Source organism: Tritonibacter scottomollicae, from assembly GCF_032924845.1.
Lineage (GTDB): Bacteria > Pseudomonadota > Alphaproteobacteria > Rhodobacterales > Rhodobacteraceae > Epibacterium > Epibacterium scottomollicae.
On sequence record NZ_CP136704.1, the window covers coordinates 2007698 to 2024590 of the forward strand.

Annotated in this window: 15 protein-coding genes; 5 read left to right on the plus strand and 10 right to left on the minus strand. The window is 62.3% G+C overall.

The genetic code is table 11. From position 1 onward, the window contains the following. Positions 1 to 70: 70 nt before the first annotated feature. From dnaG to R1T40_RS10265, 7 genes are all read right to left on the minus strand, one after another. Positions 71 to 2089 carry a DNA primase gene (gene dnaG / locus R1T40_RS10235; protein WP_317386847.1) on the minus strand — a complete coding sequence of 673 codons (2019 nt, stop codon included), beginning with the start codon at positions 2087 to 2089 and terminating at the stop codon, positions 71 to 73. A gap of 38 nt (positions 2090 to 2127) precedes the next feature. Beyond that, positions 2128 to 2487: a hypothetical protein gene (locus tag R1T40_RS10240; RefSeq protein ID WP_106162233.1), complete on the minus strand. Its 360-nt coding sequence runs from the start codon at positions 2485 to 2487 to the stop codon at positions 2128 to 2130. A gap of 38 nt (positions 2488 to 2525) precedes the next feature. Further along, positions 2526 to 3083, minus strand: a complete 558-nt coding sequence (locus R1T40_RS10245) for a sarcosine oxidase subunit gamma (protein ID WP_317386848.1) — start codon at positions 3081 to 3083, stop codon at positions 2526 to 2528. Then, a complete protein-coding gene (locus tag R1T40_RS10250; RefSeq protein ID WP_317386849.1) occupies positions 3076 to 6021 on the minus strand; it encodes a sarcosine oxidase subunit alpha family protein in 2946 nt (981 codons plus the stop codon). Before R1T40_RS10250 ends, R1T40_RS10245 begins: the two co-directional genes overlap by 8 nt. Beyond that, complete coding sequence (locus R1T40_RS10255; protein ID WP_317386850.1) at positions 6018 to 6296, minus strand: sarcosine oxidase subunit delta; 279 nt, start codon at positions 6294 to 6296, stop codon at positions 6018 to 6020. Before R1T40_RS10255 ends, R1T40_RS10250 begins: the two co-directional genes overlap by 4 nt. Before the next feature lie 66 nt (positions 6297 to 6362). Then, positions 6363 to 7628, minus strand: coding sequence for a sarcosine oxidase subunit beta family protein (locus R1T40_RS10260; protein WP_317386851.1), 1266 nt, complete (start codon positions 7626 to 7628; stop codon positions 6363 to 6365). Between the two features lie 306 nt (positions 7629 to 7934). Beyond that, a complete protein-coding gene (locus R1T40_RS10265; RefSeq protein ID WP_317386852.1) occupies positions 7935 to 8315 on the minus strand; it encodes a VOC family protein in 381 nt (126 codons plus the stop codon). A 39-nt stretch (positions 8316 to 8354) separates the two neighbouring features. Here R1T40_RS10265 and R1T40_RS10270 point away from each other — a divergent pair, with 39 nt between their 5' ends. Then, positions 8355 to 8897 (plus strand): winged helix-turn-helix transcriptional regulator, encoded by a 543-nt coding sequence (locus R1T40_RS10270; RefSeq protein ID WP_317386853.1) that lies wholly within the window; start codon positions 8355 to 8357, stop codon positions 8895 to 8897. Positions 8898 to 9019: 122 nt separating this feature from the next. On the opposite strand, the gene R1T40_RS10275 is transcribed toward R1T40_RS10270, so the two are convergent. Beyond that, entirely contained in the window at positions 9020 to 10450 is a 1431-nt protein-coding gene (locus tag R1T40_RS10275) for a Glu/Leu/Phe/Val family dehydrogenase (protein ID WP_317386854.1), read from the minus strand. Between the two features lie 372 nt (positions 10451 to 10822). Between R1T40_RS10275 and R1T40_RS10280 the strand changes: the two genes are divergently transcribed. The 3 genes from R1T40_RS10280 to R1T40_RS10290 are packed head-to-tail and all read left to right on the plus strand — an operon-like array spanning position 10823 to position 13683. Beyond that, the gene (locus R1T40_RS10280) at positions 10823 to 12532 is read left to right on the plus strand and encodes a pilus assembly protein TadG-related protein (RefSeq protein WP_317386855.1); all 1710 of its coding nucleotides are present in this window, start codon (positions 10823 to 10825) and stop codon (positions 12530 to 12532) included. Beyond that, a complete protein-coding gene (locus R1T40_RS10285; RefSeq protein ID WP_317386856.1) occupies positions 12529 to 13071 on the plus strand; it encodes a TadE/TadG family type IV pilus assembly protein in 543 nt (180 codons plus the stop codon). Before R1T40_RS10280 ends, R1T40_RS10285 begins: the two co-directional genes overlap by 4 nt. Before the next feature lie 3 nt (positions 13072 to 13074). After that, on the plus strand, positions 13075 to 13683 hold the full coding sequence (locus R1T40_RS10290; protein WP_317386857.1) for a TadE/TadG family type IV pilus assembly protein: 609 nt from the start codon (positions 13075 to 13077) through the stop codon (positions 13681 to 13683). Positions 13684 to 13743: 60 nt separating this feature from the next. On the opposite strand, the gene R1T40_RS10295 is transcribed toward R1T40_RS10290, so the two are convergent. Both R1T40_RS10295 and R1T40_RS10300 read right to left on the minus strand, forming a co-directional pair. Continuing rightward, positions 13744 to 14199, minus strand: coding sequence for a glyoxalase superfamily protein (locus R1T40_RS10295; protein ID WP_317386858.1), 456 nt, complete (start codon positions 14197 to 14199; stop codon positions 13744 to 13746). Continuing rightward, a complete protein-coding gene (locus tag R1T40_RS10300) occupies positions 14196 to 15581 on the minus strand; it encodes an MATE family efflux transporter (RefSeq protein WP_317386859.1) in 1386 nt (461 codons plus the stop codon). Before R1T40_RS10300 ends, R1T40_RS10295 begins: the two co-directional genes overlap by 4 nt. Positions 15582 to 15941: 360 nt before the next feature. Between R1T40_RS10300 and R1T40_RS10305 the strand changes: the two genes are divergently transcribed. Continuing rightward, positions 15942 to 16889 carry an SRPBCC family protein gene (locus tag R1T40_RS10305; RefSeq protein WP_317386860.1) on the plus strand — a complete coding sequence of 316 codons (948 nt, stop codon included), beginning with the start codon at positions 15942 to 15944 and terminating at the stop codon, positions 16887 to 16889. Positions 16890 to 16893: the final 4 nt, after the last annotated feature.

The following is a 16893-nucleotide window of genomic DNA, read 5'->3' on the forward strand; positions in this document are numbered from 1 at the left end:
AGCTTCTTTAGCAAAACGTCACACCGCGGCGTCGTGGCCACAGTTTACCACGCAAAATACCGGTGATTCGTCATTCTGCCGTGAAGCCGATTCGCTTGAGCAGGTCCCCGAAGGCATCGCGCTCATCCCGATTGAGCCGCGCCCCGTTTTCACCCACGTCATAAGTTGCCTTGTCCTCATTCTCGCTGCGCACAGCCCGGTTGCGGGCCTCTGCCGCCTGACGCAATCGCCAGGTCAGGGCCTCATCCGCCAAGCCATCCAGATCCTCTTCGGCCTCCGCCAGTTCGGCATTGAGCCCCGCGATGCTCTCGAGTTTTGCGAATTCTTCGGCCAGTGTCAGACTGGCCATGTCCAGATCGCCGGGTTTTCGCACGCAGGGGCTAAGTGCCACATGGCGCAGCGACAGCAGGTTTTCAAGAGCATCCGGCCCCAGAGCATAGGCAATTTCATCGCGCAGTCGCTCTGGTGCATCGATCCCGAAGCGCAGCAACAGGTCGCGCAGATGGGCGTGATCCATGTCCAGGCACTGCATGCGTTCCAGGTTGACCTCGAATTCCGGGATCACCGTCGGCGTGGTGATGGCGGTGGCCAGAATCACCGCCTCGCGCACCCGGGCGAAATCATGTTCTTCGGCGGAGGCGACAATCGAGGCGCGTGTGGTGCTGCGCGGCGCTGGCGGGGCTCCCCATGGCGCCCGCTGGCCATCGCGAAACCCGCCCTGGGCACGGGAGCGCGGCTGGTAGCCTCCGGGACGCTGGCCATAGCCTGTGCCCCCCTGCCCGCCGCGACCACCGCCGTCGCGATTGCCGCGAAAGAGCTGAAAACGCAGTTCTTTCAGGTCCTCGGCATAGTGCTGGCGGATCGAGGGATCGCGGATCAGCTTGATCTTCTCGCGCAGGGATTTGTCCAGCGCTGCCTTGCGTTCGGGGCTGTCGAACACCCGGCCTTCGGTCTCGCGCCGCCACAGCAGCCGCACCATCGGGATCGCCTGATCCAGCACCGCCTGCACCGCCTCGACGCCCTCGGCGCGCAACAGGTCGTCCGGGTCCTTGCCTTCCGGCATGATGGCAAAGCGCAGGGATTTGCCCGCCTCCAAGAGCGGCAGCGCCATATCGATCAGCCGCATCGCCGCGCGCAGACCAGCGGTGTCGCCATCCAGCGCGATCACCGGCTCGTCGGACATCCGCCACAACAACTGCAGCTGATTGTCGGTCACCGCAGTTCCCAAGGGCGCCACGGAGGAGGCAAAGCCGGCCTCCGCCAGCGCGATCACATCCATGTAGCCTTCGGCCACGATCAGCGTACTGCCGCGCCCCGAGGCCGCCCGCGCGGGGCCGTGATTGTAGAGGTTGCGCCCCTTATCAAACAGCTCGGTTTCCGGCGAATTCAGGTATTTGGCGTTGTCATTGGGATCCATCGCCCGGCCGCCAAAGGCGATCGCCCGGCCCCGCGCATCGCGGATCGGAAACATGATCCGGTTGCGGAACACGTCATAGGGCCGCTTGCCCTTGTTCGAAGGTTTGGCCAGCCCCGCGCCCAGGATCAGATCGTCGGCGACATCCTTGCCCTTCAGCGCGTCCCAGAGGTTCTGCCAGCCATCCGGGGCAAAGCCGATCTCCCAGCGGTCCAGTGCAGCCTGGTCCAGCCCACGGCGTGCCAGATAGGCGCGCGCCTCGCTGGCGCCTTGAGTCTTCAGCTGCAGGCGGAAGTAGTTCACCGCCTGCTCCATCACCTCGGCCAATTGGGTGCGGCGGTCCTGTTTCTCGGCCGCCTTCGGGTCGCGCTTGGGCATTTCCAGCCCGGCCTCGCCCGCGAGGATCTCCACCGCCTCCATGAAGGAGACATTCTCTGTCTCCTGCACGAACTTCAGCGCATCCCCCTTGGCGTGACAGCCAAAGCAGTAGTAGAACCCCTTTCGGTCATCCACATGAAAAGACGCGGTTTTTTCATGGTGAAAGGGACAAGGGGACCACAGGTCGCCCTTGCCCGGCTGGCTCTTGCGCTGGTCCCACATGACCTTGCGCCCGACCACGTCAGACAGGCTGACGCGGGTGCGCAATTCATCCAGGAATCCGGGCGGCAACGACATTCACATCTCTCCAGTCAGGGGGCGCATCAGGTGCTGGTTCAGCTACCGGAGAGGTTCTTTTTCATTTCCTGGATCTGATCCCAGTTTTCCACACATTGGGTCTCGAAGATCTCGCCCAGGTCGATGTTCTTCAGGTCGCGACGCTTCATCTGGTAGACGTGTTGCGTCAGCTGAGGGATGGCGTTGGAGAAGTTCTCCGGCCACTCCGGTTCGGCGGCGCGGATGGTCTCTTCGACCTTGCCCTCGGGCACCCGGTCCAGACGCGCGGCTTGCACGGCGGCCATCACCTGCCCCTGATATTTGCAGCTTTCCTCCTTACCGAGGTCTGCGGCAGAGAACGCGGGGGTGGCGAAGAGGGGCGCGGCCACAAGTGCGGCTGCGAAGATGTTGCGGATCATGGATCAGCTCCGGAATCAGTTTCGTGATCCCTGTCAATCTAGCCCCGTGCTGCCACGGCTTCCATGGCTCTTTTCAGATCGTGAACAAGCGTCGCCGAAAAAGAGCGGAACACCATGATTTGCAAGGCTTTTGGCCCGACCCGCGTGATAGACGCCATCATGTGTTTCAGCTCCGTGCGCGCGGTGTGGCCGCGTTTGAACACCTGTGGCCGCAGATCAATGGGCACCAGACGGGCCATCACCTCCTCGGCGCGCGCGCCCTCCAGCCGCACCACCGCCCAGCCATCGCTGAGGTCGGTGAGCGCTGCATGTGCCGCGAGGTTAGGATCGGCCACGGGGCCGACCAGCAGCGCCTGCGCCCGGCCGAACCAGATCGCGCGAGCCTCCGCCTTGCCAGTGGCGCGGTTGGGCGCGGGAAACCCCATGCCATGCGCGGCGTTCAACGCATCGCTCAGCGGTTTTTCCTGCCCCTTGTAGGGCGCGATCAGGGTCATGGCGGCGGGCATGTCCTCTGTGAGGGTCACATCACCAATGGTCAGCGGCAACAGCCCCGCGCAGGGGGAGTGTGCAGCAAGTTGCATCTCAGTCTCAGCCACGAACGCGCCCTCCCTCAGGGTCAAAGAACACAGGGTTCACCACTTCGCACAGGGTGTCGATGCCCCGCGTGTGATCCACCAGCCGGATGGTATCGCCCATCCGGTCCGGCCCGCCCGACAGCATCGCCAACCCGATCATATGCCCCAGCGTCGGCGAGAACCCCACCGAGGTCACATAGCCAAGGTCATTGACCCGCTCCACGGTGTCATCGGGGTCAAACAGATGCGCCCCGGCGCTGAGCGCCTGCATCGCGCCCACGGGTTTGAGGCCCACAAGCCGCATCCGGTCGTCATCCATCAGCCCGTCCCGTTCCGACAAAACCTTGCCCCAGCAGGATTTCTTTTTCGAGACCAGCCCCTGCATGCCGAGGTCAAAGGCAGTGACGGTGCCGTTGATCTCCGCATGGGTGATAAAGCCCTTCTCGATCCGAAGCACATTCAGCGCCTCCATCCCGTATGGACCACCGCCGAAGGGTTCAGCCCGCTCCAGCAGCAGGCGATAGAGTGCGTCGCCATAGCGCGCGGGCACCGTGATCTCATAGGCGTGCTCGCCCGAGAACGAGATCCGGAACAGCCGCCCGGCCACGCCCGACACGGTGATCGCCCCGCAGGCCATGAAGGGGAAGGTCTCGCCATTGACGTCCTCGTCCACCAGCGCGTCGATCAGATCGCGCGCCTTGGGACCGGCCACCGAGAACTGCGCCCATTGATCGGTCACAGAGGTGAACCGCACATCAAGATCCGGGCGCACCACCTGCGTGAGGTACTCCAGGTGCGCCATCACCTGCCCCGCCGCCGCGGTGGTGGTGGTCATCACATAGTGGTTTTCCCCCAGCCGCGCGGTGGTGCCGTCATCCATGACAAAGCCATCCTCGCGCAGCATCAGACCATAGCGCACGCGCCCGAGCTTTAGCGTGGAGAACAGATTGGTATAGACCAGATCCAGCAGCTCTGCCGCGTCCGGTCCCTGAATGTCGATCTTGCCCAGCGTCGAGACATCGCAGACGCCCACGGCATTGCGCACCATGGTGACCTCGCGGTCGCAGGATTGCCGCCAGGTGCTCTCGCCGTCCTTGGCGAAATAGCTGGCGCGATACCACAGGCCGACCTCGATATTGGCGGCACCGCGCTGCAGCGATGCCTTATGCGAGGTCAGATAGCGCTGCGGCTTGAAGCCCTGATCCTCGGCCCCGGCCCCCATCGCGGCGATGGACGTGGGCACAAAGGGCGGGCGGAAAGTGGTGACACCGGTTTCCGCAATGCTGCGCCCGGTGGCATCGGCCAGCACCGCCAAGGCGGCCACGTTGGAGTTCTTGCCCTGATCGGTGGCCATGCCTTGGGTGGTGTAGCGCTTCATATGTTCGACCGAGCGGAAGTTCTCCCGCGCCGCCTGCGCCACATCCTTGACGGTGACGTCGTTCTGGAAATCCAGCCACGCCCGTCCCTTGCCCGGCACCGCCCACAAGGGGCTGATCCGGTAGGGCGCATCGCTGGCCTCTGGCAAAGGCGCAGCGTCAACCGATGTGCCAATGCCGGCCAATGCTGTGATCGCCGCCTGCGCGCCGTCCTGCAAGGCACCATGGGTGGAAAACACCCCATTGGCGGCCCCTGCGACCACCATGCCCGGCACCGCATCCGGTTTTGGCAGGAACGCCGCCAGTTCCCGGTTCCACTCCGGGCGCGTGCCCATGTGGGAGGTCAGATGCACCGAGGGGTTCCAGCCGCCAGATACGGCCAGACAGTCAGTCTGCAGTTTTTCCTCGCCATTGACGCTGCGGATGGTGACGCTCTCCAGCCGCTGCCGCCCGGCGCTGTCGCAAATCATCGCGCCCTTGATGACGGGGAATTCGCCACTGTCGGGCGCATCATGGCGGCTGTCGACCACGGCGGTGACATGCACGCCTTCCGCCACCAGATCCCGCGCGGTGCGATGGGCGTCATCGTTGTTGGCAAAGACGGTGATCCGCTCGCCCGGGGCCACGCCCCAGCGATTAAGGTAGGCCCGCACCGCCCCCGCCATCATGATGCCGGGACGGTCGTTGTTGCGAAAGGCGATGGGACGCTCGATCGCCCCCGCCGCCAGCACCGAGGCTTTGGCGGCGATGCGCCAGAAACACTCGCGCGGGCGATGCGCGGTCTTCAGGGACTGGCTCGGCGGCAGGTGGTGCGAAACCCGCTCCAGCGCCGAATAGGTGCCCTGGTCATAGACGCCGGTGACCGCAGTGCGCGGCATCAGGCGCACGTTGTCCATGGGCTCCAGCTCCGCCAAGCCCTCTGCCACCCAGACATGCGCAGGCTTGCCGTCGATTTCCTCAACCTCTGCCAGAAGACGCCCGCCCATGCGGCTGTCGTCCTCGGCCAGGATCACATCCGCCCCCGCACGCCCCGCCGTCAGTGCGGCCATCAGCCCGGCCGGGCCAGACCCGATCACCAGCAGATCGCAAAAGGCAAAGGCCTTCTCGTAAGGGTCCTTGTTGGCCGCCCCGGACAAGGCCCCAAGCCCCGCCGCACGGCGAATGATCGGCTCGTAGAGCTTCTCCCACAGGGGCGCGGGCCACATGAAGGTCTTGTAATAAAACCCCGCCCCAAGAAAGGGCGCGGCCAGATCGTTCACCGCCATGACATCGCGCTCGACCGAGGGCCAGCAGTTCTGGCTCTGCGCCGCCAGCCCCTCGAACAGCTCCTGCTGGGTGGCCCGAATATTGGGATCTCGCGCCGCGCCATTGCCGGTGCTGACCAGCGCGTTGGGCTCCTCGGAACCTGCGGTCAGGATGCCACGCGGACGGTGATATTTGAACGAACGCCCCACCAGATGCACGTCATTGGCCAAGAGGGCCGAGGCCAGCGTGTCGCCTTCCAGCCCCATGTAATCCTTGCCATTAAACGAAAAATTGACGGTCCGATTGCCGGACACCAGCCCCTTGCCGGAAATCCTCATGACTGGCCCTCCTTGATGGCAAGGCCCGCGTCTTGCGCCAGCGCCACGCCCAGCATCTCATGGGTGGCGGTGTTCCGCGTAACCTTCAGCCAGGCCCCACAGCCCATGTCATGCTGCCACAGCTCGTCCAAGGGCCCGGCCGGGTTGTCGCGCAGATGCACATGCGCGTCCCAGACCTCCAGGCCTGCGTCCAGCGCAGGTACCGGCAAGGCCGCGCCCTTGTAGGTGAATTCGCGCCGATCCCGCGCGCCGCACAGCGGACAGGTGATCCTCATGACAACCGCCCCTTCATCTTTTCAAAAATACCTCCGCCGGAGGCTCCCCATCTGCGCGACAGGCGCTTAGTGCAGATTATGTTGCGCACCGGTGCCCTCCTCATCCATCAGACCATAGCCGCTGCGGAACCGGTCCAGCTTGAACCCCGTGGCCGCCGCATGCGGGCGGTCGGTGGCGATCAGATGCGCAAAACAATCCCCCGAGGCCGGCGTCGCCTTGAAGCCGCCGTAACACCAGCCCGCATTGAGATAGAGACCCTCGATAGGCGTGTGGTCGATAATGGGCGATCCATCCGGCGTCATGTCCATGATGCCGCCCCAGCTGCGCAGCAGCCGCGCCTTGGTGACGGCGGGCACCATGGCCGCAATCGCCTCCATCGTGTGTTCCTGCATCGGCAGGTTGCCGCGCGCTGCATAAGAACTGTAGAAATCCAGATAGCTGCCAAACACCAGCCCGCCCTTGTCGGACTGGCTGATGTAGAGATGCCCCTCGGCGAAGGTGATCACATGGTCGATCACCGGCTTAAGCCCTTCGGAGACAAAGGCCTGCAACACGTGGCTCTCGATGGGCAGGGTCAGCCCCGCCATCGCCGCCACCTGGCTCGACCGGCCCGCCGCCGCCAGCGCCACCTTTTTGGCCCGGATGGGGCCGCGCGCGGTCTGCACGCCCACCACCTTGCCGCCCTCGACATCGATGCCGGTGACCTCGCAGTTTTGGATCAGATCAACGCCGAACTGGTCCGCCCCGCGCGCATAGCCCCAGGCCACCGCATCATGGCGCGCGGTGCCCGCCCGGCGCTGCAACAGCGCGCCCATGATCGGAAAGCGGTTGTTGTCGTAGTTGAGGAAAGGCACCAGCTTTTTCAGCTCGTCGCGGTAGAGGATCTCCGCATCGTCGCCCTGATTGATGATGGAGTTGGCGCGGCGCACCGCGGCGTCACGCTGGCCGTCGTTATGGAACACATTGAGAATGCCACGCTGGGACATCATCGCATTGTAATTGAGGTCCTGCTCCATCCCTTCCCAGAGCTTCAGCGAGTGGGAATAGAACTCCGAATTGCCCGGCAGGTAGTAGTTGGCCCGCACGATGGTGGTGTTGCGCCCGACGTTGCCACCGCCGAGGTAGCCCTTTTCCAGCACCGCGATATTGCGCAGGCCGTGTTCCTTGGCGAGGTAATAGGCGGTGGCCAGCCCGTGACCGCCGCCGCCCACGATAACCACATCATAGTCGCGCTTCGGTTCCGGGTCGCGCCAATGCGGGGTCCAGCCCTTGTTGCCGGTCAGCCCTTCCTTCAGCACCCGCCAGCCCGAAAATCGATCCGAAATCCCCATGGCCCACTCCCAAACGGTGTTTCACGCCGCACCACGCCCGATGGCACGCCCTGTCGCCCTAGTGCTAGCGGGTTTGCGCGCCCGGTCATAGCCCCGCCTCCAGCACCGCGGCAGTCTCTTGCGCAGATGGCCACGAACTGGGCACTTATGTCCAGTGCAATTTCAGAGCAAAACCATCGCGCCCCTGCCGACGCTGGCAATAGAGAAGGGCGTGACACCCGAAGGTGCCGCGCCACGCGTCAGGTGAAAATGAAGCCGGGCCTGCAAGGCCAAGGCACAGCAGGGATGCCACACAGCATCAGCGTGTTACCCATTCCCAGCGGTCAGATCCTGCGCCAGCATCAGCGCATTGCCATCAGGGTCGTAGAAGGTCGCGGTCTTGACCATGCCCTCGACGACATCCGTCTCGCCATCAAATGTCACCTCGGCCTGTTCCAGCTTCTGCCGCGCCGCGTCCAGATCCGCGATCCCGAAGACCGGCACACAGTTGCCGGGAGCGGGCTTGGTGTGCTCGCCAAACCCGATGACAACACCGGGCGTGTTTGTCCGGATCTCGGACCAGCCCGCGCCATCGGCATGATAGAGCAGCTCGAACCCAAGCATGCTTTGGTACCATTTGGCGCTGGCATGACGGTCCGTGACGGACATGGCGAGGGTGATGGTCTGATCGACGGAAATGAGTGACATGGGCTTTCCTTATGATTCAAAATATACTAACTATACTTTATGGACATTAATCTGTTTGTCAACATCACCTCGCGGGCCTGGGCACTGCCGATATTGTCGAGCCTGCATTCGGGTGTCGCCGGGCGGCAGGCGGTCCTGCTGGCTGCCACTGGGGCCAGCAGGACCGCCTTCGCGCAAAGCATGGATCACCTGATCGACCTAGGTCTGCTGGAGCGAAACCCGGGCCACGGTCATCCGCTGCGTCCAGAATTCCGGCTGACACCTCTGGGAAAGACAGTCGCAGCCCTTGCCGATAGAATCCGCGATGTTGCCACAGAGGAAGACTGGCCCCTGCTGCGCAGGTCATGGACGTTGCCGGTTCTGACATCGCTGCACCGGCCGAGCCATTTCACGGAGATCAAGCAACAGTTGCCGACGATTACAGATCGGGCGCTGTCGCAGTCGTTGAAATCAATGGAAGCCCGGGACTGGGTCTGCCGCAGCGTCGATAGCGCCGCCCGCCCGCCAAGATCCATCTACAGCGCGGTAAACACTGGTGGCCGGATCAGTCAGGTCATCGCGCCCGACGTGGGTTTTGCTTAGCCGAGCGAGCCCGGGTTGAGGGGACATCGCCATTCCGGGACAAAGGCACATCTCCCTCGGGAGACAAAACAAAAAACGGCGGGTGGAGACCCGCCGTTTTTGTTGATTGCTGTGCGGGCGCGTCAGAGGCCCTTGGCGCGGTAGCTGGAGGCCACCTTGTCGATGGAGACCAGATAGGCGGCGGTGCGCAGGTCGGAGACATCATCACGCTCGTGCCAGACCTCCCGCATGGACTGGTAAGCAATGCGCATGGTGTCATCGAGACCGGAGCGCACCAGCTCCAGCTCGCCCGCGCCGCGGAGGTATTTCTCCTTGAACTTGGGATCGAGCGACCAGGCCTTGCCCATGCTTTCCGACAGCATTTCCAACTGATCGACCACCAGCTGGTGGCGCGCCTCTTCCTGACGGCGCTGCATGCGGCCAAAGCGGATGTGCGACAGGTTCTTGACCCACTCGAAGTAGGAGACCGTCACACCGCCGGCGTTGGCATACATGTCGGGGATGATCACGACGCCCTTCTTGCGCAGGATCTCGTCCGCACCGGCGGTCACCGGGCCGTTTGCGGCCTCGATGATCAGCTTGGCCTTCACATTGGCCGCGTTGGAGAGGTTGATCACCCCTTCCAGCGCCGCCGGGATCAGGATGTCGCATTCTTCCTCAAGGTACTTTGCACCGTCCTTGATATATTGCCCCGAGGGGTAGCCATCGACGCCGCCGTGCTTGGCGATCCAGGCGCGCAGATCCTCGATATCGAGACCGTTTTCATCAAACAGCCCGCCATCACGCTCGATCACGCCGACGATCTTGCAGCCGTCCTCCTCAGAGAGGAACTTGGCCGCGTGATAGCCCACGTTACCGAGACCCTGCACGATGACGCGTTTGCCATCGAGGGTGCCGGAGAGACCGGCTTTGGCCTTGTCTTCCTCGTAGCGGAAGAATTCCTGCAGCGCGTATTGCACGCCGCGGCCCGTGGCCTCGACCCGACCAGCGATGCCGCCCGCGTTGAGCGGCTTGCCGGTCACACAAGCGCGGGAGTTGATGTCGGTGGTGTTCATGCGGGCGTATTGGTCCGCAATCCACGCCATCTCGCGCTCGCCGGTGCCCATGTCGGGGGCGGGCACGTTCTGCGAGGGGTTGATCAGGTCGCGCTTGGCCAGCTCATAGGCAAAGCGGCGGGTGATCAGCTCCAGCTCGTGTTCTTCGTACTGGCGGGGGTCGATGCGCAGACCGCCCTTGGACCCACCAAAGGGTGCTTCGACCAGGGCACATTTGTAGGTCATCAGCGCCGCCAGCGCCTCAACCTCGTCCTGGTTCACGCCCATGGCGTAGCGGATGCCGCCTTTGACCGGTTCCATATGTTCGGAGTGCACCGAACGATAGCCGGTGAACGTGTGCATCTGGCCGCGCAGGCGGACCCCGAAACGCACCGTGTAGGTGGCGTTACAGACGCGGATTTTCTCCTCCAGCCCGGGCGGCAGGTCCATCAGCGCCACCGCGCGGTTGAACATGAGATCCACACTTTCGCGGAAGCTGGGTTCTTTGAGATTGCTCATGGGATAATCCCCGTCCTTCTGAAACGACTCAAGTGAGTATGCTCCCCATCTATGCAGAGAACGTTACCGACTGCGACCGTTTATCCCCGGAAATTGCACAAAAAACTGGCAGTTTAAGAACGTTAGCGATCACGAATCGTTCAGAGCGGGCCTGCGCATGGTCCGAACAGCGATTGTTTCCAAGCGCGGAACAACCGAGATAGCCGGGCGCGGATTAAGATCAAAATTTCATAAGAAGCACCAAGTTAGGCGTGGTTCCGCCCAAGTTCGGCCATCTTCCTCAACAAAAATTAAGAGAATATTCATGTCCACAAGTGCCCAGGCCCCTCAGGTTTGAGTCTGCGCGCATCGGACCGAAGGAACGAATGAACTATGAAGGTAAACTTCTGGAATTCATCTGCTCTGACCGGACCGCAATCGCGGTCGGGTCTGATGTGCCGACTGAAGCGCTTTCGCGAAGACGAAAGCGGTGTGCTGGCAAAGCCGATGGTCGCGACGCTGTTGCTCATGCTTGCTGTGGCCGGGATCGGCATGGATGTCGTGCGCCTGGAACGCGATCGCACCGAATTGCAATATACGCTTGACCGCTCCGTGCTGGCGGCGGCCGACCTGGATCAGCCGCTGGATGCCAAAGAGGTGGTGATCGACTACATGACCAAATCCGGTCTCGGCGAATATACCACCGCCGTGGACGCCGAGGTCTCGGTCTCGTCCCGACGCGTTTCCGCAAGCGTGGACGCGGATTTTGATCCCTATTGGATGAAATTCGCCGGCTACGAGAGCGTCCTGCCGCTGAACGCCGCCGCCACTGCAATCGAGAGCATCGGCAATGTGGAAATCTCACTGGTGCTCGACGTGTCCGGCTCGATGCGCAACAATTCCCGTCTGGTGAACCTGAAACGGGCCGCCAAGGAGTTCGTCCAGACCATGGACGAGAACACCGAAGACGGCAATATGACGATCTCCATCGTGCCCTATTCGACGCAGGTGTCGATGCCCGAGGCCTTTCTCGACCGGATGCAGGTCAGCGGTGAGAACCGCTATTCCCATTGCCTGAACTTCGGCCAGTCCGACTTCAACTCCGCGAACCTTGATCTGCAGCAGACCTATCAGCGCGCGATGCATTTCACGATCTGGAACAGCGGTGATTATCGCGACAGAAACCAGCATGTGCGCCAACCCACCTGCGCCTCGCATGATGACAACCCGGAGCGCACGGCGCTTTTGATTTCGGACAATGTCGCGCAGTTGCAGACCTACATTGATCGCTTCAGCCCCTCCGAGAACACATCCATCGACCTGGGCATGAAATGGGGCACCGCGCTGCTGGATCCATCCGTGCAGCCGATCATCGCGCAGCTTGCCGACAGTGAGAACCCGAACCAGTCGATCGACTCGATCTACGCCGACCGCCCGGTGGCATACTCGGACACCGAAACGCTGAAGGTGATCGTGATGATGACCGACGGGCAGAACACCTCGCAATACTACGTCAACAACAGCTATCGCGATGGCCTGTCGACGGTCTGGTATAATGAAGACGCCGACGTCTACTCCACATATAATCCGAACCGCAGCTACGACAGGTTCTTTTGGGACCACACCAGAACATGGGAAGATCACGCCTATGGGAACGGAACCTATGAGGAGACCACCTGCACCGGCACCATTTACTACGGCAATTGCTATTACGGGTCCTGGCAGACCAGGACCGTAGAAGAGCCGGGCCAGGCAGAAGAGCTGACGTATAACGAGCTCTTCGCCGACACCTCGCTGAAGTATGTCTACAACAGGCTCTTCGGCGACTGGATGAACAACGCCAGATACTACTGGTATGACCGCATCTATTCCTACGTCGGCTCGAACAGCAAAGATTCCCGTACGTTGGCGGTATGCGACGCGGCCAAGGACGAGGGTATCGTCGTCTTCACGATCGGTTTCGAGGCACCCTGGCGCGGCCAGCAGGTCTTGCAGCAATGCGCAAGCTCCGCCTCGCATTACTATGACGTGGATGGGTTGGAGATCTCGGATGCCTTTGCGTCCATCGCCACCGCCATCCGCCAGCTGAGGTTGACGGAATGATGAACTGGCCAAATCCCATAAAAACCCTGCGGGCCTTCCGCCGCAACGAGGACGGCAACGCAACGGTCGAGTTTGCCGTGTTGTTTCCACTGATGCTGATGATCCTGTTTGCCACGGTCGAACTGGGCATGATCACCCTGCGTCAGGTCATGCTGGACCGCGCCATGGATATGACGGTGCGCGATATTCGCCTCGGAACGGGTGGAAACATGCAACACGACGACATTCGTGACCGCATCTGCGACCGCACCGGCATGATCGACGATTGCGCGGCGTCGCTGAAGCTGGAGATGGTCCAGCTGGACCCGTTCAATTGGTCCGGTGTCACGTCGGTCCCGGATTGCGTGGACTCGATCGAGCAGGTCGACCCGGTCAACACCTTCGTCAATGGCGCATCCAACGATCTGATGTTCCTGCGCGCCTGCATGAGCTTTGATCCGCTGTTCCCGCTCTGGGGCCTGGGCGGCAGCATGCAGAAAGATGATGACGGGCGGGTCCGCCTGTTTGCCTCCAGCGCCTTTGTTCAGGAGCCAAAGTAAGCCATGTTCAAGATGCTTTCAGATACCCTGCGTCGATTTCGGCACCGCGAAGACGGCAATATCGCGATCGAAACCGCAATTTACCTGCCCTTCCTGCTGGGCGTCTTTGCAGTCACCTTTACCCTGTTCGACCTGTTCCGGCAGGAAACCGTGAACACCAAGGCCGCCTATACGGTCTCCGACCTCATCTCGCGTGAAACCACCGCGCTGAACGACGAATACATCAACAGCATCTACACGCTGGGGCGGATGATGGCGCGCGCCAACTCTGGCATGTCGATGCGGGTCTCGGTGATCCGCTGGGACGCGGATGATGCGCGCTATTATGTGGACTGGTCCGTGGAACGCGGCGCTCAGATGGACATCTGGACCGACGCGACGGTGGTCGACATCGAGGACAAGCTGCCGACGATGCCGGATGAGGAACGGATCATCGTTGTCGAAACCTGGAATGACGTGGAACCGGCGTTCAATGTGGGTCTTGGCACACGCAATATCTACAATCTCGTCTTCTCCCGCCCGCGCTTTGCCTCGCAGATCGCCTTTGAGGGATCTGTGGTCAGCGATGGCACCATCCATGACGACGAGGTGGTCGACAACGCAGAGAGTTAAGAGCAGACCGCCGTTGTTGCTGCAACGGCGGTCTGTCCGGCCTCAGCCCGGCCGTGATCATCACGGGTCGGGCTGAGGCCTTTTTGCGTCGATCACCAGATGCGGTTGCCCGTCTGACGTCTTTTCCTGGCTGAAGCCCTGAGGGCCAATCACGCCGGTGACCCGACGGCGCAGGTTCGAGAACCGCGTCGAGGTCACCACATCCACCGCCACGTCCAGATGCAGCTCCAGCCGCAGCCAGCCGGGGTGCCCCGGCGCCGGGGTGGCGCGCAGGATCCGGGCGGTGAAAGGCTGCGACAGATACCGGCCCGAGACGCGCTCCCCCGGAGCAAACTGGCGCGCATCCGCTTGGGTCAATGTGGCAACGCAGGCATTCCAGTCGCGAAACCCCAACTGTTGTGCGATATGTTCAAGCGCCGCGCTGTGGCTGTGGGCTTCGCCCTGCTGCGCCCGTTCTTGGCGCCATTCGCGCGCCGTTGCCTTGGCTTGGGCAAGGGTTGGCAAGTCCTGTCTCATGGGGTGCCCTCCGGCGCTTGATTGATGGGCAGCACTCTGCCACGACGGCGCAGGTCCAGCACCACCAGAAGCGTCAGCAGCAACAGCGCCGCCTCCCCCATCGGTGCGGCCAGCCAGATGCCCAGTTCCCCCCAGTGTGCCGCCAGAGCAAACGTCAGCGGGATCGAGAAGAGATAGGGTTTCGCCAGTCCCAACAGCGCCGCACGCGCCGCGTCCCCGATGGCCTGGAAATGCATCGCCACCATCATCAGCGGCCCCGCGAGGGTGAACAAGCCGCCAAGAATGGGCAGGATGCGCGCAACCTGCGCGATGACGCCGGGGTCAGTGACAAACCAGCCCGCGATATGCGCCGCCCCGAGGCTGAGCGTGGCCTGCATGGTGGCGCAATAGAGCAGCGCCATCATGCAGGCGAGCCTGAGGCTCTGACGCACCCGCCCGTGCGCGCCTGCGCCATAAAGATTGCCCGTGATGCTTTGCATCGCATAGGACAGCCCCAAAAGCGGCAGGAAGCTGAAGGTCAGCAGCCGGGTAATCACCCCATAGGCGGTGACGATCTGGGCGTAATCCGGCGTCGCAACCCATTGCAGTGCCGCCATGATCGCCGCCGCCCCCAAGGCGATGCCGATGAAATTGAGGCTTTGTGGCGCGCCAAGGGCCAGCATCCGCCCCCAGCCTGCCAGAAGGCTCTGCTGTCGCAACACGGCGGGGGTCAATACGGTCTTGCCGCGCAGGCGAAACACCAAGATCAAGGCGAGCGCCAAGGCCTGCGCCAGGGCGGTGCCCAGCGCCGAGCCCGCAACGCCCAGCCCCGCCTCGGCAATCAGCAGGTAGTTGAAGGCGATGTTGGAAAGCGAGACCACAAGGCTCATCAGCGCCATTAGCCCCGCGCGCCCCTCGTTGCGCAGCGCGTCGGAATTGACCGACAGCACAAACAACAACGGCGTGCAGCCCACGGTGATGCGCAGGTAGGTGTGGCCCATGGCGGCCAGCGCCGCATCGCCCCCGGCGGCGGCCTGCGTCACCGCATTGCCGCAGAGCACAAAGGCCAGCATCAGCGCGACCGAGACCGCCAGCGCCAAACCGTGCGCGCCGGCATAATCCGCCTGCGCCGCCGCGGTCTCATCCGCGCCGAGGTGCCGGGCAAGGCGGCTGGACATGCCGCTGGCCACCAACGTCGCCAGCGCCACGACCAGCATGTAGGCGGGAAACATCAGGGTCACGGCGGCCAGCGCCTCCGGCCCGACGAAATGCCCCAGAAACAAGGCATCTGCCACGGTCAGGCAGCCGTTCATCCCCATCACAAAAATGATGGGCAGAGCGGTCTTGGCATAGATCGGACCCAATCGTCCGGTCAGAAAATGGTTGGTGGGGGAAGATGTCATATCCCCGATCTCCTCTTGCAGGTGTCGCGCAAGAACAGGATGGGACCCGCATTACCACCCGCGCGAAATGCGTGGAGGATGATCGATAGACAGAGATGTCTGCAGAACTTCACCAAGGCCAAAGGCCAGCGGGCGGCGGGGGTCTGCGCCCCTGAAGCCTCGCTTAGGCTGTGTCCGGGCGTGCGTCAAGTCCCGATGATCGCACCAAAGGTCGCGTTCCCTCCTCATGGATTTTGGTTTAACACATGCATGACCGGTGGCCGCCGCGTTCAGTCCGGGCTGATTTCGGGCGTTGGACGTATATTGAACCGTATGAATTTATGCCTGTTTTCAGCAGGTCAGAGAAAGTTCGCACTAGAGATGCTGTCAAATACACTCCGGATACTGGCACCCGCCATTGCGCTGGCCGCGGGTATATTGGGCCTTGCCGCCATTACCGTGGTCATGATCGACCCTGTCGGTTTTACGTATCTTTTGGGGTTTCCCGCCCTGGCGGGCTTCATCATCATGTGGTTCCGCCCCAAGAATTCGCTCAAGACGTTTGGCAAGTCGATCGCATGGCTGTTGTTCGTCATGCTCCTGTCCCTGCTCGGCTCTTTGGTGAGCGGTCTTGAGGGGCTGATCTGCATCACAATGGCCCTGATCCCGATCCTGTTTGGCACGTTGCTCGGGGGCGTTTTATATCTCAGCTATGACCGCTGGAAGACATTCTCAAAGAGCACCCTGAGCGCCGCAAGCCTGCCGGTTTTGGCCATCGTTCTGCTGGATATGCTGCCAACGGGTCCAACTGTATATGAGATCTCGGACTCGATCCTGATCGACGCGCCGCCTGCGGTGGTGTTTCAGATGCTCAAATCCATTCCGGATATTTCGCCAGACGAGATCCCCACGCGCAGCTCACATCTGCTTGGGGTACCGAAACCCACGGCGGCCGTTTGGGAGGAGAGATCAGACGGTGCCGTGCGGCATTCCCACTGGGGAGACGACATTCATTTTCTGGAGCGGATCACCGCATATGAACCTAATCGGCGCATTGCATGGGATTTTGAGTTTCCAGACGGTTGGGCCCCCGAGGATATCGAAGACCCGCATGTAAAGGTGGGCGGCCAGCATTTTGATGTCTTGCGCGGCGCATATGTCCTCGAAGACCACGGCGGCAAAACGCGGCTTTCCTTGACCACCTGGACCTATGATGGATCAGGCATGGGAGCTTACGCCGAATTCTGGCACAACTTTTTCTTTGACGATTTCCACGACGTGATCCTGGAGCTGGTCAAGGCGCGCACGGAACGCAGCTTGGCCGGATAACCCG

Coding starts and splice junctions, on each gene's coding strand:
- R1T40_RS10265 (WP_317386852.1), bottom strand. CDS start 8,315: ATGTCACTCATTTCCGTCGATCAGACCATCACCCTCGCCATGTCCGTC.
- R1T40_RS10300 (WP_317386859.1), bottom strand. CDS start 15,581: ATGACATCTTCCCCCACCAACCATTTTCTGACCGGACGATTGGGTCCG.
- R1T40_RS10290 (WP_317386857.1), top strand. CDS start 13,075: ATGTTCAAGATGCTTTCAGATACCCTGCGTCGATTTCGGCACCGCGAA.
- R1T40_RS10250 (WP_317386849.1), bottom strand. CDS start 6,021: ATGAGGATTTCCGGCAAGGGGCTGGTGTCCGGCAATCGGACCGTCAAT.
- R1T40_RS10275 (WP_317386854.1), bottom strand. CDS start 10,450: ATGAGCAATCTCAAAGAACCCAGCTTCCGCGAAAGTGTGGATCTCATG.
- R1T40_RS10285 (WP_317386856.1), top strand. CDS start 12,529: ATGATGAACTGGCCAAATCCCATAAAAACCCTGCGGGCCTTCCGCCGC.
- R1T40_RS10305 (WP_317386860.1), top strand. CDS start 15,942: ATGCTGTCAAATACACTCCGGATACTGGCACCCGCCATTGCGCTGGCC.
- R1T40_RS10280 (WP_317386855.1), top strand. CDS start 10,823: ATGAAGGTAAACTTCTGGAATTCATCTGCTCTGACCGGACCGCAATCG.
- R1T40_RS10260 (WP_317386851.1), bottom strand. CDS start 7,628: ATGGGGATTTCGGATCGATTTTCGGGCTGGCGGGTGCTGAAGGAAGGG.
- R1T40_RS10270 (WP_317386853.1), top strand. CDS start 8,355: ATGGACATTAATCTGTTTGTCAACATCACCTCGCGGGCCTGGGCACTG.
- R1T40_RS10295 (WP_317386858.1), bottom strand. CDS start 14,199: ATGAGACAGGACTTGCCAACCCTTGCCCAAGCCAAGGCAACGGCGCGC.
- dnaG (WP_317386847.1), bottom strand. CDS start 2,089: ATGTCGTTGCCGCCCGGATTCCTGGATGAATTGCGCACCCGCGTCAGC.
- R1T40_RS10240 (WP_106162233.1), bottom strand. CDS start 2,487: ATGATCCGCAACATCTTCGCAGCCGCACTTGTGGCCGCGCCCCTCTTC.
- R1T40_RS10255 (WP_317386850.1), bottom strand. CDS start 6,296: ATGAGGATCACCTGTCCGCTGTGCGGCGCGCGGGATCGGCGCGAATTC.